The organism is Kitasatospora sp. NPDC088160 (genome assembly GCF_044741445.1).
Classification (GTDB): Bacteria; Actinomycetota; Actinomycetes; order Streptomycetales; family Streptomycetaceae; genus Kitasatospora.
This window is the reverse complement of sequence record NZ_JBIUSS010000001.1, coordinates 224205-237798: the sequence shown is the minus strand read 5'-3', so window position 1 is coordinate 237798 and position 13594 is coordinate 224205. Positions and strand designations below refer to the sequence as shown.

13 protein-coding genes are annotated in these 13594 nt (G+C 72.2%); 9 read left to right on the top strand and 4 right to left on the bottom strand.

Features of this window, described 5'->3' with window-relative positions:
* Positions 1-51: 51 nt before the first annotated feature.
* The 4 genes from ACIOGZ_RS00955 to ACIOGZ_RS00940 form a co-directional block, all read right to left on the bottom strand.
* Positions 52-1605, bottom strand: a complete 1554-nt coding sequence (locus ACIOGZ_RS00955) for an NCS1 family nucleobase:cation symporter-1 (RefSeq protein WP_400984255.1) — start codon at positions 1603-1605, stop codon at positions 52-54.
* Positions 1606-1626: 21 nt separating this feature from the next.
* Entirely contained in the window at positions 1627-2658 is a 1032-nt protein-coding gene (locus ACIOGZ_RS00950) for a TIGR03842 family LLM class F420-dependent oxidoreductase (RefSeq protein ID WP_400984252.1), read from the bottom strand.
* 75 nt (positions 2659-2733) lie between these two features.
* Entirely contained in the window at positions 2734-4164 is a 1431-nt protein-coding gene (hydA, locus tag ACIOGZ_RS00945; RefSeq protein ID WP_400984249.1) for a dihydropyrimidinase, read from the bottom strand.
* A gap of 11 nt (positions 4165-4175) precedes the next feature.
* Positions 4176-5018 carry a nitrilase-related carbon-nitrogen hydrolase gene (locus ACIOGZ_RS00940; protein WP_063349907.1) on the bottom strand — a complete coding sequence of 281 codons (843 nt, stop codon included), beginning with the start codon at positions 5016-5018 and terminating at the stop codon, positions 4176-4178.
* A 470-nt stretch (positions 5019-5488) separates the two neighbouring features.
* Between ACIOGZ_RS00940 and ACIOGZ_RS00935 the strand changes: the two genes are divergently transcribed.
* The 9 genes from ACIOGZ_RS00935 to ACIOGZ_RS00895 form a co-directional block, all read left to right on the top strand.
* The gene (locus ACIOGZ_RS00935) at positions 5489-5566 is read left to right on the top strand and encodes a putative leader peptide (protein WP_106981192.1); all 78 of its coding nucleotides are present in this window, start codon (positions 5489-5491) and stop codon (positions 5564-5566) included.
* 194 nt (positions 5567-5760) lie between these two features.
* On the top strand, positions 5761-6345 hold the full coding sequence (locus ACIOGZ_RS00930) for a cysteine dioxygenase (protein WP_400984245.1): 585 nt from the start codon (positions 5761-5763) through the stop codon (positions 6343-6345).
* Positions 6339-6725 carry a rhodanese-like domain-containing protein gene (locus ACIOGZ_RS00925; protein WP_363579460.1) on the top strand — a complete coding sequence of 129 codons (387 nt, stop codon included), beginning with the start codon at positions 6339-6341 and terminating at the stop codon, positions 6723-6725. The genes ACIOGZ_RS00930 and ACIOGZ_RS00925 overlap by 7 nt, the downstream gene beginning before the upstream one ends.
* 398 nt (positions 6726-7123) lie before the next feature.
* Complete coding sequence (locus ACIOGZ_RS00920; RefSeq protein WP_400804805.1) at positions 7124-8290, top strand: ABC transporter ATP-binding protein; 1167 nt, start codon at positions 7124-7126, stop codon at positions 8288-8290.
* Entirely contained in the window at positions 8280-8948 is a 669-nt protein-coding gene (locus ACIOGZ_RS00915; protein WP_363579463.1) for an ABC transporter permease, read from the top strand. The genes ACIOGZ_RS00920 and ACIOGZ_RS00915 overlap by 11 nt, the downstream gene beginning before the upstream one ends.
* On the top strand, positions 8945-9622 hold the full coding sequence (locus ACIOGZ_RS00910) for an ABC transporter permease (protein WP_363579465.1): 678 nt from the start codon (positions 8945-8947) through the stop codon (positions 9620-9622). Before ACIOGZ_RS00915 ends, ACIOGZ_RS00910 begins: the two co-directional genes overlap by 4 nt.
* Before the next feature lie 39 nt (positions 9623-9661).
* Positions 9662-10603, top strand: coding sequence for an ABC transporter substrate-binding protein (locus ACIOGZ_RS00905; RefSeq protein WP_400804801.1), 942 nt, complete (start codon positions 9662-9664; stop codon positions 10601-10603).
* 243 nt (positions 10604-10846) lie between these two features.
* Entirely contained in the window at positions 10847-11461 is a 615-nt protein-coding gene (locus ACIOGZ_RS00900) for a hypothetical protein (RefSeq protein WP_400984242.1), read from the top strand.
* 613 nt (positions 11462-12074) lie between these two features.
* Positions 12075-13594 (top strand): glycosyl hydrolase family 18 protein (locus tag ACIOGZ_RS00895; protein WP_400984239.1); only part of this gene is annotated, 1520 nt, incomplete at its 3' end.

Sequence of the window (13594 nt, the reverse complement as noted above, 5' to 3'; positions counted from 1 at the left end):
TGTTATCTGTTCGCTGTCATCCGTTCGCTGTTATCCGTCCGCTGTCACTTGTCAGCCGTCCGCCGCCGTCCGCCCGTGGCGCCCGCCCACCCGCCGGGCACCCGGGACAGCGCCCAGCACGAGGTACAGCACCGAGGCCGACCCGAAGCCGACCGCCCAGCCGTAGTCGGCCAGCGGCTTGAACACGGGCAGCAGCCCGTCCGCCGGGAACGGCCCGCCGTACGAGCCGCCGATCGCCAGGACGCCCCCGACCAACAGCGCCGTCACCGCCCGCCAGTTCCACCCGCCCGCGTACCAGTACGCCCCGCCCGGCTGGTACAGCTCGGCGAGTTGCAGCCGGGTGCCACGCAGCACCCAGTAGTCGGCGATCAGGACCCCGGCCACCGTCCCGAGCAGGCCGCCGACCACACCCAGCCAGGTGAAGATGTACACGTGCGGGTCGGAGATCAGCCTCCACGGGAAGATCGCGATCCCGACGACGCCGGTGATCAGCGCCCCGGTACGGAAGTCGACCAGCCGGGGCAGCAGGTTGGCGAGGTCGTAGGCCGGCGAGACGACGTTGGCGGCGATGTTCACTGACAGCGTCGCGATCAGGACGGTCAGCAGCGCGAACAGGATGCCGACCGGGTTCTCCATCTTCGCGGCGAGTTCGATCGGATCCCACACCGGTGCGCCGTAGACGGCCTGCGAGCCGGAGGTGACGAGGACGGACAGCAGCGCGAAGAGCGTCATCGTGGTCGGCAGGCCGAGCGCCTGCCCGCGGATCTGGGCGCGCTGGCTGCCGCCGAAGCGGGTGAAGTCGGGGATGTTGAGCGACAGGGTCGACCAGAACCCGATCATGCCCATCAGCGCTGGGAAGAAGACCTTCCAGAACCCGCCGCCCCAGCCCAGTTCGGACGGCTGGTCGAGCAACGGACCGAACCCGCCCGCCTTCACGGTGATCCATGCCAGCAGCGCCAGCGCGCCGACGATCACGAACGGCGCGGCCCAGTTCTCGAACCGCCGGAGGGTCTCCATCCCACGGGCGATGATGGCCATCTCGATCAGCCAGAACAGCAGGAACGACACCCACTGCGTCCATGGATAGCCGCCGAACTCCGCTGCCGTGCGCCAGGATTCTCCCAGCAGCTTGCCGGCCAGCAGGAAGATCCCCTCGCCGCCGATCCAGCTCTGGATGCCGAACCAGGCGCAGGCCACCGCCGCCCGGATGAGCGCGGGCAGGTTGGCGCCGCGCAGTCCGAACGCGGCCCGGGCGAACACCGGGAACGGAATGCCGTACTTCGTCCCGGCGTGCCCGGTGAGCAGCATCGGCACGAGCACCACGAGGTTGGCGAGCGCGATGGTCAGCACGGCCTGCTTCCAGTCCATGCCGAGCGCGACGAGCCCCGAGGCGAGCGTCCAGGACGGGATGTTGTGGGCCATGCCGACCCAGAGCGCCAGGAAGTTGTAGGTGGTCCAGGTGCGCCGTGCCACCGGGACCGGCCGCAGGTCGCCGTTGGTGAAGCCGTTGGACGGCAACTCCCCTGCGGCCGGTTCGAGTTCGACCCGGCCGTCGGAGTGATGCCACTGCCCGCCGCCGCTGGTCGCGGTGTCGGCCTTGGGCAACTCCCCTCCGTGTGAATGGCGTTACGTCTGGGGTTGGCGGGACAGGTGCGGGATGACGTCGGTCCCGTAGGCGTCGATGGTGGCCTCGACGGCGTCGTGCATGGCGTAGACGGCGAACTGGTCGACGCCGAGGGAGCGGAGGTGCTCCAGGCGGGCGAGTTGGGCCTGCGGCGGGCCGATGAGGCAGAAGCGGTCGACGATCTCGTCCGGCACGAAGGCGGTGTCGGGGTTCCCGGCCCGGCCGTGGTGGCTGTAGTCGTAGCCCTGGCGGCCCTTGATGTAGTCGGTGAGGGCCTCCGGGACGAGCTCGGAGTGTGCGCCGTAGTGGCTGACCAGGTCGGCCACGTGGTTGCCGACCATCCCGCCGAACCAGCGGCACTGCTCCCGGGCGTGGGCGAGCGCGGCGGGCGAGTCGTCGGCGGTCACGTAGGCGGGGGCGGCGACGCAGATGGTGACGGCGTCCGGGTCCCGGCCGGCCTCGGCCGCGGCGGACCGCACCGCCTTGACCATGTACTCGGCGAGGTACGGGTCGGCCAGCTGGAGGATGAATCCGTCGGCCTGACGACCGGTCAGTGCGAGCGCCTTCGGCCCGTACGCGCCCATCCAGATGGGGAGTTGGGCGCCTGGGCCGACCCACGGCAGGTGCATCTCGGTGCCGTCCACCTCGACCGTCCGCCCCTCGGCCAGCTCCTTGATGGCGTGCATGGCCTGGGAGAGCCGGGCGAGGGTGGCGGGGTGGCGTCCGGCGACCCGCATGGCGGAGTCGCCGCGGCCGATGCCGCAGACGGTGCGGCTACCGTACATGTCGTTGAGCGTGGCGAACAGGGAGGCGGTGACCTCCCAGGTCCGGGTGGAGGGGTTGGTGACCATCGGTCCGACGGTCAACCGCCGTGTCTCGGCGAGGATCCGGCTGTAGATGACGAACGGCTCCTGCCACAGGACGCAGGAGTCGAAGGTCCAGCCGTGGCTGAACCCGGCCTGTTCGGCGCGGATCATCCGGTCGATGAGCAGGCGGGCGGGCGGGTCTGTCTGCAGGACGAGGCCGATGTCCATGGTGGCTCCGGGGAGGGTGGTTCCGCCGCCCGGGCGGTCGTGCGCACAGGCCCGGGCGGCGGCGCGGGAGAGTGGTCAGGTCAGGTACTGGCAGGTGTCGCGGCGCAGGAACGTGCCGTGGCCGGCCCGGCCGAGCCAGGTTTCGCCGTCCAGCACGACGGTGCCGCGCGAGAGCACGGTGCGGGCGCGGCCGGTGAGTTGGCGGCCCTCGTACGCCGAGTAGTCGACGTTCATGTGGTGCGTGGCGGCGGAGACGGTCTGCACGGCGGTGGGGTCGTAGACGACGAGGTCGGCGTCGGCGCCGGGCGCGATGGTGCCCTTGCGCGGGTGCAGCCCGAACATCCGGGCGGGCGTGGTGCAGGCGATCTCGATCCAGCGCCGACGGGTGATGTGCCCGTCCACGACGGCCTGGTGGAGCAGGTCCATCCGGTTCTCCACGCCGGGCAGGCCGTTGGGGATCTTCGAGAAGTCGCCGCGGCCGAGTTCCTTCTGCCCGGTGAAGCAGAACGGGCAGTGGTCGGTGGAGACCACCTGGAGGTCGTTGGCGCGCAGTCCGCGCCAGAGCGTCTCCTGGTGCTCGCGCGGCCGAAGCGGCGTGCTGCACACGTACTTGGCGCCCTCGAAGCCGTCGGCACCGGTCTCGGCGAGGTTGTCGGTGGAGAGGAACAGGTACTGCGGGCAGGTCTCGCCGAAGACGTTGAGCCCGGCGTCGCGGGCCTGGACGAGCTCGGCGAGGGCGGCGGCCGCGGAGACGTGGACGACGTAGAGCGGGCTGCCGGCGACCTGGGCGAGCTTGATGGCCCGGTGGGTGGCCTCGGCCTCCAGGAGTTCGCGGCGGACCTCGCCGTGGTAGCGGGGTGCGGTGTGCCCGGCGGCGAGGGCCTGTTCGACCAGGACGTCGATGGCGATGCCGTTCTCGGCGTGCATCATGATCAGCCCGCCGTTGACCGCGCCGCGCTGCATGGCGCGCAGGATGCGGCCGTCGTCGCTGTAGAAGACGCCGGGGTAGGCCATGAAGAGCTTGAAGGAGGTGGACTCGCCGGAGTCGACGAGGGCGTCCATCTCCTTGAGGACGCCCTCGTTGACGTCGGAGACGATGGTGTGGAAGGCGTAGTCGACGGCGCAGTTGCCGTCGGCCTTGGCGTGCCAGGTGTCCAGGCCCTCGCGCAGCGAGCCGCCGACGGACTGCACGGCGAAGTCGACGATGGTGGTGGTGCCGCCCCAGGCGGCGGCCCGGGTGCCGGTCTCGAAGGTGTCGGAGGCCGAGGTGCCGCCGAAGGGCAGTTCCATGTGGGTGTGGGCGTCGACGCCGCCCGGGATGACGTAGTGGCCGGTGGCGTCGATGACGGTGTCGGCGCTCCAGGCCTCGGCGGTGGAGCTGCCGGTGGTGGCGAGGGCGGCGATGCGTTCGCCCTCGATGAGGACGTCGGCGTGGAGTTCGTCGGCGGCGGTGATGACGAGGCCGCCGCGGACGATGGTGCGCTGGTGCGGGTCGCGGGTGGTCATCGCGCTGCTCCTCAGGCCTCGGCGAGCGGTCCGTAGGCGTCGGGGCGGCGGTCCCGGTAGAACGCCCACTGCTGGCGGACCTGTTCGATCAGGCCGAGGTCGAGGTCGCGGACGACGAGCTCCTCCTCCTTGTCGGAGGCGACGTCGCCGACGAACTGGCCGCGCGGGTCGACGAAGTAGGAGGTCCCGTAGAAGTCGTTGTCGCCGTACTCCTCGGTGCCGACGCGGTTGATGGCGGCGACGAAGTACTCGTTGGCGACGGCGGCGGCGGGCTGTTCCAGCTGCCAGAGGTAGGCGGAGAGGCCTCGGCTGGTGGCGGAGGGGTTGTAGACGATCTGCGCTCCGGCCAGGCCCAGGGCGCGCCAGCCCTCGGGGAAGTGGCGGTCGTAGCAGATGTAGACGCCGACCTTGCCGACGGCGGTGTCGAAGACGGGCCAGCCGAGGTTGCCGGGCTTGAAGTAGTACTTCTCCCAGAAGCCCTTGACCTGCGGGATGTGGTGCTTGCGGTACTTGCCGAGGTAGCTGCCGTCGGCGTCGATGACGGCGGCGGTGTTGTAGTAGACCCCGGCCTGTTCCTCCTCGTAGACCGGGACGACGATCACCAGGCCGAGTTCACGGGCGAGGTCCTGCATCCGGCGGACGGTGGGGCCGTCGGGGACGGCTTCGGCCCAGCGGTAGTGCTCGGCTTCCTGGACCTGACAGAAGTACGGGGCGTTGAAGACCTCCTGGAAACCGATGATCTTCGCGCCCTGGGCGGCGGCCTCGCGGGCGTACCGCTCGTGAAGGGCGATCATGCTCTCCTGGTCGCCGGTCCAGCGGGTCTGGACGAGCGCGGCACGGACGATCTGCGACATGGATACCTCCGCAACTCCGCCGCCCGGCCATGGGGTCGGGCCTGCGGTCTGAGGGTTGACGGGGCGGGCGGGTCTCGTCTGCGGACCGCCGGGGATCCGCAGGGGTCTACGTGCGTAGAAAGCGGTCTGTAGACCGTAGGCCGGGCCTCGGTGGCCTGACAATACGTTGGCGGTAACGCATCTGGGGCGATCTCGTGACGCGGACACGCAGAGGGTCCCGGATGGGATGAACCGATCATTTACCCCGCGAGTGGGGTCCTTACGCATGCGAGTGCCGTTCGGCGGTTCCGGTCCAGAACGGCTCGACGGCCGGTCGGCCGCTCGGCCGGGGGTGGATTAGCGCGGCGCAGCCGAAGGCGGCCGGCCGAGGGGTAACGGGCAGCCGGCGGAGAGCCGACCGGCGGCGGAGCCGGGCGATCCGGCCCCATCCGGCTTGACTTCGTCCGGTTGGCTCGGGAAGGATCCGGCGCATGGACACCGGCACCACTCTGGTCTGCCGCCTGCACGTCGATCTGCGACGCCAGGCGAGTTCCATCTGTGCCTGTTGACCTTGGCTCTCCGCGCTGCCCCCGCCCTGTGACGTCCGCCAGGGCCCGCGCCGCACACCCGCACCCAGCGTTCTGATTCCCGCCCCGCCCGGCGCATCCGCGCGTGCCGTGCCGCTCCGTCGGCCCGTGCCCTCGCCCGCCGCCGGACCAGGGCGCACCCCGCCGACGTTCCCGCTGCACCCGAGGACGCCCCCATGAGCCTGAACCTCGCCCCCGACGAACCCGCTGCCGCCCAAGCCCCGACCCCGGCACCGGCACCGGCCAGAACAGCCAAGGCCAAGGCCACCGCCACCGCCACCGCCACCGCCACCGCGGAGACCCGCGCGCCGCTCACCCCGAGCGCCCTGCGCACCGTCGTCCGCGAACTGGCCGAACAGCCCGACCAGTGGATCCACCTCGTCCGGCTCTCCACCGAGGAGCGCTGGTACCGGCGGCTGGTGGCCGACGACGACCACGAGGTGTGGCTGATCAGCTGGCTGCCCGGCCAGTCCACCGGCTTCCACGACCACGGCGGCTCGCGCGGCGCGTTCACCGTCGCCCTCGGCGAGCTGGAGGAGCTGTCCCTCGGCGGGCCGGAGCAGGGCCTGCTGATCCGCCGGGTCCCGGCCGGCACCGCCCGCGCCTTCGGCCCCGAGTACGTGCACGACGTGCGCAACACCGCGTCCGGCCCGGCCGTGACTTTGCACGCCTACTCGCCCCCGCTGGGCTCGATGGCGCACTACGACCTGCGGGCCGGCGGGCTCGTCCGTACCTCGGAGGAAGGACCGGAGCAATGGTGACCACGATCGACGACCTGGTGGAGCGGGCCCGCGAGGGCGTCCACCGTCCGCGCGCCCGAGAGGCGTACCAGTCGCAGCTGGACGGCGCGCTGCTGGTGGACATCCGTCCGGCGGCGCAGCGGGCGGCGGAGGGGGAGATCCCCGGCTCGCTGATCATCGAGCGCAACGTCCTGGAGTGGCGGCTGGACCCGACGGGCAGTCACCGGATCCCCGAGGCGTCGGATTACGACGTCGAGGTGATCGTGGTCTGCTCGGAGGGGTACGCCTCCAGCCTGGCGGCGGCCTCGCTGCGCGAGCTGGGGCTGCACCGGGCGACCGATCTGGACGGCGGCTTCGTCGGCTGGGCGGCCTCCGGGCTGCCGACGCGCCGGGGCGGCTGAGAGTCTGGAGGGCCGGGGCGCTCGGCGGCTGACGGGCTGATCGTCCGGGGCCCGAGCCCTCGACCCGCCGTCAGGGTGTCCGTGTCCCACCCCTCTGACCTGCCGGAACGTCGGGCGTCCGGTCGGCCCCGGCCGTCCGGAGGCGGGGTCCGGGCCCCGTGCCGGGTGGTAAGTGAGAGACAGGAGATGATGCAGGTCATAGTCTGATCAGAGTTTCCGCCGGTCCGAAGCTGGGCAGCCACGCGGGCGGAAGAACGCCCGGGCGGTCGATCCGACAGACGCCGTCACGGCAGCGGCCGGTACGGCCCACGCCGTCGCCGCTTGTCGACGAACCGCCATCAACCGTACGACCGAAACAGGCGCCGCCTCCCCGGGGCGCCCTGACGAGGAAACTCCCCGTGATCAGATTCGAGGGCGCCGGCAAGCGCCACCCCGACGGCACCATCGCCGTCGAGGGCCTGGACCTGGACGTCCCGACCGGTCGGATAACCGTCCTGGTCGGACCGTCCGGGTGTGGCAAGACCACCCTGCTGCGCATGGTCAACCGGATGGTCGAGCCGACCTCGGGCCGGGTGCTGCTGGACGACACGGACGTCGCCGAACTGGAGCCCGCCAAGCTGCGCCGTGGCATCGGCTACGTGATCCAGCAGGCCGGCCTGTTCCCGCACCGCAAGGTGATCGACAACGTCGCCACCGTGCCCTACCTGCTCGGCTGGGACCGCAAGAAGGCCCGCGCCCGGGCCGCCGAACTGCTCGAACTGGTCGGGCTCGCTCCCGAGACCGGCAAGCGGTACCCGTTCCAGCTGTCCGGCGGCCAGCAGCAACGGGTGGGCGTGGCCCGCGCCCTCGCGGCCGACCCGCCGGTGCTGCTGATGGACGAGCCGTTCAGCGCCGTCGACCCGGTGGTGCGCGCCGGGCTCCAGGAGGAACTGCTGCGGCTCCAGTCCGAGCTGCACAAGACGGTGCTGTTCGTCACCCACGACATCGAGGAGGCCGTCCGGCTCGGCGACCAGGTGGTGGTCCTGCGCGAACACGGCCGGATCGCCCAGCTCGCCGACCCGCACACCCTGCTCACCACCCCCGCGGACGACGGCGTGGCCGCCTTCCTCGGCCGCGACCGGGGCCTGCGCGGCCTCGCCCTGCGCCCCGCGACCACCATCGCCGTCCGCCCGGTGGCCGACGGGCTGCGCTACGGCGGCTGGGAACTGGCGCTGGACGACGAGCGCCGCCCGATCGGCTGGATCGACCGCGACGCCGCCACCGCCGAGCTGCACCCGGTCTCCGGCTACCGGCCGGACGCCGACACCCTGCGCACCGCGCTGGACGCCGCCGTCCTCTCCCCCGCCGGGGCCGCCGTGGCCCTGGACGCCGACGGCCGGGCCACCGGCACCGCGAGCCGCGAGGCCGTCCTCGCCGCACTGTCCACCCCTGTGGCCGCCGCGGCGGCCGACGCAGCGGGCACGGCGGGCGGTGCGGGAGCCGGTGGCCCTGTGGACGCGGCGGGCGGTGCGGCAGCCGGCGCGGCGGCCGGTGACCTCACGGACGGGGCGGCCGGTGGACGGTGAACCGATCGTCCGCTGGTACTGGATCGGCGACCACCTCGGCTACCTCGGCGACCTGCTCGCCGACCACGCCGTGATCTCCCTGCTTCCGGTGCTCATCGGCCTGCTGCTGGCCGTCCCGCTGGGCCTGGCCTGCACCCGCTTCCCCCGGCTGTACCAACCGCTGTCCGCCGTCTTCAACATCGTCTACGCGCTGCCCTCGCTGGCCGTGTTCGTGGTGCTCATCCCCTACACCGGCCTCGCCACCCAGGCCACCGTGATGATCCCGCTCACCTTCTACGCGCTCGCCGTGCTGCTGCCGACCACCGTGGACGGCCTGCGCGCCGTCCCGGACCCGGTCCGGCAGGCCGCCACCGCGATGGGGTACGGGCCGTGGCACCGGCTGACCTCCGTCGAGCTGCCTGCCGCCGTGCCGTACCTGATCGCCGGGCTGCGGGTCGCGGCGGTGTCCAGCATCTCGCTGGCCAGCGTCGGCGCGCTGATCGGGCGCGGCGGGCTCGGCTACCTGTTCATCGACGGCTTCCAGCGCACGTTCCCGACCCCGATCGTGGCCGGCATCGCGCTGATCGCCGCCCTCGCGCTGGCCGTCGACCTGCTGCTGGTGGGCGCCCGCCGGCTGCTCGCGCCCTGGGCCGTCCGGGAGAAGGGAGCCGGTTCGTGAACTGGCTGAACTGGCTGGGCGACTTCTTCTCCGCCCCCGACCACCGCAGCGGCCCGGACTCGATCGTGCACCGGATCACCGAGCACCTGGTGCTCTCCGGCGAGGCCCTGCTGTTCGCAGCGCTGCTCGCCGTGCCGCTCGGGCTGCTGATCGGTTACACCGGGCGCGGCGTCACGCTCGTGACGGCCTTCGCCGGTGCCACCCGCGCCCTGCCGACGCTCGGCCTGGTGACGCTGGCGGTGCTGCTCGGCGGGGTCGGGGACACGGCCGTGCTGATCCCGCTGGTCGCGCTCGCCGCGCCGCCGCTGCTGGTGGCCGCCGTCGAGGGGGTGCGCGGCACCGACCCGGACGTCCGGGACGCGGCGCGCGGCATCGGGCTGACCCACCCGCAGGTGCTGTGGCAGGTCTGCCTGCCATCCGGGGCGCCGACCCTGCTGGCGGGCTTTCGCACCGCGACCGTCCAGGTGATCGCGACCGCCACCGTGGCCGCGTACGTCGGGCTGGGCGGCCTCGGCCGCTACGTCATCGACGGACTGGCCACCCGCAAGTACGCCGTCACCGTCGGCGGCGCACTGCTGGTGGTGCTGCTCGCGGTCGGCGCCCAGCTGTTCTTCGCCCTGCTCGCCCGGTACGCGCTCCCGCCCGGGATGCGCGCCCAGCGCCGGGCCCGCTGAACCTCGTTCCCCATCCTCTCCGGAAGGACATCTGTCACCATGTCGACAAACCACGGAAGCAGGCGCGCCGTCGTCCTCGGCACGCTCGCCGCACTCGCCCTCGGCGCCACCGCCTGCGGCTCCTCCGGCGGCGGCGACCCGCTCGGCGGCGGCTCCGCGGCGGGCTCCCCCGCCGCCTCGGGCGCCGGCGCCGGCTCGACGGTGGTCGTCGGCTCGGCGAACTTCCCGGAGAACGTGCTGCTCGGCTCGATCTACTCGCAGGCCCTCAAGGCCAAGGGCGTCAAGGTCGAGGAGAAGTTCAACATCGGCAGCCGCGAGGTGCTCTACGGGCAGCTCCAGAGCGGCAGCCTGAGCGTCCTGCCCGAGTACAACGGCTCGCTGCTCGCCTACCTGGACGCCAAGTCCACCGCCGCCACCACCGAGGAGGTGAACGCGGCGCTGGCCAAGACGCTGCCCGCCGCGCTGGGGATCCTCGACTCCTCCCCCGCCGAGGACAAGGACTCGCTCAGCGTCGCCCAGGAGAACGCCGACAAGTACGGCCTCAAGAGCATCGCCGACCTGGCCGCCAAGGCGGGCGAGTTCACGATAGGCGGTCCGCCGGAGTTCAAGTCCCGCCGCGAGCAGCAGCTCAAGGACGTCTACGGGCTGAACTTCAAGGAGTGGAAGCCCACCGGCGACGCCACCGCGAACGCGCTCAAGGACGGCACCATCCAGGTCGGCAACGTGTTCACCACCGACCCGAAGATCGTCCAGCTGAAGCTCGTCCCGCTGACCGACCCGAAGAACCTCTTCGGCGCGCAGAACGTCACCCCGCTGGTCAACAAGGCGAGTGTGAACCCCACCGCGACGGCGGCCCTCAACGCGGTGTCGGCCAAGCTCGACACGGCGGGGCTGACGGCGCTGATGAAGCGCGTCGCGATCGACAAGGACGACCCGTCGGCGGTGGCCAAGGACTGGCTGAAGGCCAACGGCCTCGGCTGACCACGCCTCGGCCGGCCCCTTGGCCGTGCCCGGTCGCGCCCCGGCCGTTCCTTGCTGGCGCCTCGCCCGCGCCCTGGCCGTGCCTTGCTGGCGCCTCGCCCGTGCCCTGGCCGTGCCTTGCTGGCGCCTCGCCCGTGTCTTGCGAACGCGGCGAGTCGGCGGCCCGGGAGGTCCCCCTCCCGGGCCGTCCGCGCTCGCGGGAGGATCTTCCCTTCGACGCCGCGGACATGACAGTGTGACGCCATGCGCACTCGTCTCCTCGCCGCCACCCTCACGGCATTCGCCGCGGTGAGCCTCGCTGCCTGCTCCAGCTCCGGACCGGGCCCCCACCCGGCCACCGCCGCGGCCGGCTCCCCCACCACCCCGGCCGCCGCCTCGGCTCCCGCCCCCGGCACCGCCTCGACGCCGTCGGCGCCCGAGTCGCCCTCGGCCTCCGCGCCCGACCCGGCCGCCTCCCCCTCGGTGCCCGCGGCCCCCTCGGCGCCCGCGCCCGACAGCCCCTCGGCCCCCGCCCCCGCCCCGGACTCCGGTTCCTCCGGAGCCCCCGCCCCGGCCAAGCCCACGCCCCCCAGCGACGCCGGCCTGCCCGGAAAGCCGGGCACCGACCTGACCGGCAAGCTGGTCGCCGCGCTGGACGCGATAGACCCGGCAATCGTCGGCGGCAAGCCGGACCAGGCCGTGGACCGGGCCCGCAACCAGTGCCAGGCGCTGTTCCAGTTCCCCAAGGACAAGTCGAAGCTGGTCGAGCTGGCCAACCAGCGCTTCACCTCGCCCGACCACCCGCAGGGCTTCGGACCGGACACCGCCGCGAAGATCAACGACGCGCTGCGGACCACCCTCTGCCCGCCGCCGGCGTGACCCGGAGCGCCCACCCGAACCGCCCGGTGTCCTGAGCACCGGGCCGCCGTGGCCGCGCTCCCGCCGACGGGCGCGCGGCCACGGCACCTTCGCTCTTCGGCACCTTCGCTCTTCGCCGGATCCACCCTTCGGCAGCGCGGCCACCCCGCCCCACCGGCCACCTCCGCCGCACCGCCCACCTCCACAGCCCCGGCCGCACCGCGCACACCCGGCCGATCGGACGGCCCTTCGGCCACGAGGGCGGTATGTTGACGAACTGTTAGGTCTCTTGACAGACCAGTGGTCTAGTCCAACCATAAGCATGTCGATCCGACCGGGATGCACTGTGGGGGTGTGACCACCGGCGGCTGAGGCACTGCCCTGCCCTGCCTGTCCCGCACCACCCCCGCTCCGTACGGCGTGCGCACACGCGTACCCGCCACCCGCCTCCGCGCGAGTCGGTGGGCTTCCGCGCGCCCGCACATCCGGACACCCAGCAGTCCCGCACGTCAGCACACCCGCACACCCACACGTCCGCACGTCCGGGCCCGCGCAGCCGACCCCACACGGCCGTCGCGCCCCGATCATGCGCGCATCCCCAACGTCCTGCCCCACCACGTATGTTGGAGAATCCATGCGTCTACGCAGAACCATCCAGGCGGCCCTGACAGCCTGTGCCACGCTGGCCGCCTCGGCCGGCCTGGTCGCCGCCGGGACGGGCTCCGCCCAGGCCGCGACCCCGCTCCCCAGCCGGGTCTTCGCCCCCTACTTCGAGTCCTGGACCGGGCAGAGCCCCGCCGCCCTGGCCGCCCAGTCCGGGGCCAAGCACCTGACGATGGCGTTCCTCCAGGCCGCCACCAAGGGCTCCTGCACCCCGTACTGGAACGGCGACACCTCCAAGCCGGTCTCCTCCTCGACCTTCGGCGCCGACATCGCCACCATCCGGGCCAACGGCGGGGACGTGATCCCCTCCTTCGGCGGCTACACCGCCGACAACACCGGCACCGAACTGGCCGACAGCTGCACCGACGTCAACCAGATCGCAGCAGCCTTCGAGAACCTCGTCACCACCTACGACGTCAGCCGGATCGACCTCGACATCGAGGACAACTCGCTGACCAACACGGCCGGAATCGACCGTCGCAACAAGGCGATCAAGATCGTGCAGGACTGGGCCGCCACCAACGGGCGGAACGTCCAGTTCTCCTACACGCTGCCGACCACCACCACCGGGCTCGCCTCCAGCGGTCTCGCCGTGCTGAAGAACGCGGTCAGCAACAACGCCCGGATCGACGTCGTCAACATGATGACCTTCGACTACTACGACGGCGCCACCCACGACATGGCGGCCGACACCCAGACCTCCGCGCAGGGCCTCTACAACCAGCTCGCCAAGCTCTACCCGTCCAAGACCCCAGCCCAGCTGTGGGGTTCGATCGGGATCACCGAGATGCCCGGCATCGACGACTACGGCGCGGCCGAGACCTTCACCGTGGCCAACGCCACCACCGTCTACAACTGGGCGGTGTCGAAGGGCATCAACACACTGTCCTTCTGGGCGCTCCAGCGCGACAACGGCGGCTGCCCGGGCAAGGCGGGGGACGACTCCTGCTCCGGCATCAGCCAGAACACCTGGGACTTCACCCACATCTTCGCGCCGTTCACCAGCGGCTCGACGGTGACCAACGACTTCTCCGTGGCCGTCAACCCCAACTCCGCGACGGTCACCGCTGGTTCGTCCACGTCGGCGGCCATCGCCACGGCAGTGACGGCGGGCTCGGCGCAGAGCCTCAACCTGTCGGTCAGCGGCGCCCCGGCCGGCGTCACCGCCACCGTCACCCCCGGCAGCGTCACCGCCGGCACCGGCGCCACCCTCAACGTCACCACCACCTCGGCGGTGGCGCCCGGGAGTTACCAGCTGACGGTCACCGGCAGCGCGGCCTCCGGCAGTCACACCGGCGTCTTCACCCTGAACGTCACGGGCACCCAGCCCGGCAACGACTTCTCGGTCGCGGTGAACCCGAACTCCGGCACCCTGGCCGCTGGTTCGTCCACGTCCGCGGCCATCGCCACGGCAGTGACGGCGGGCTCGGCGCAGAGCCTCAACCTGTCGGTCAGCGGCGCCCCGGCCGGCGTCACCGCCACCGTCACCCC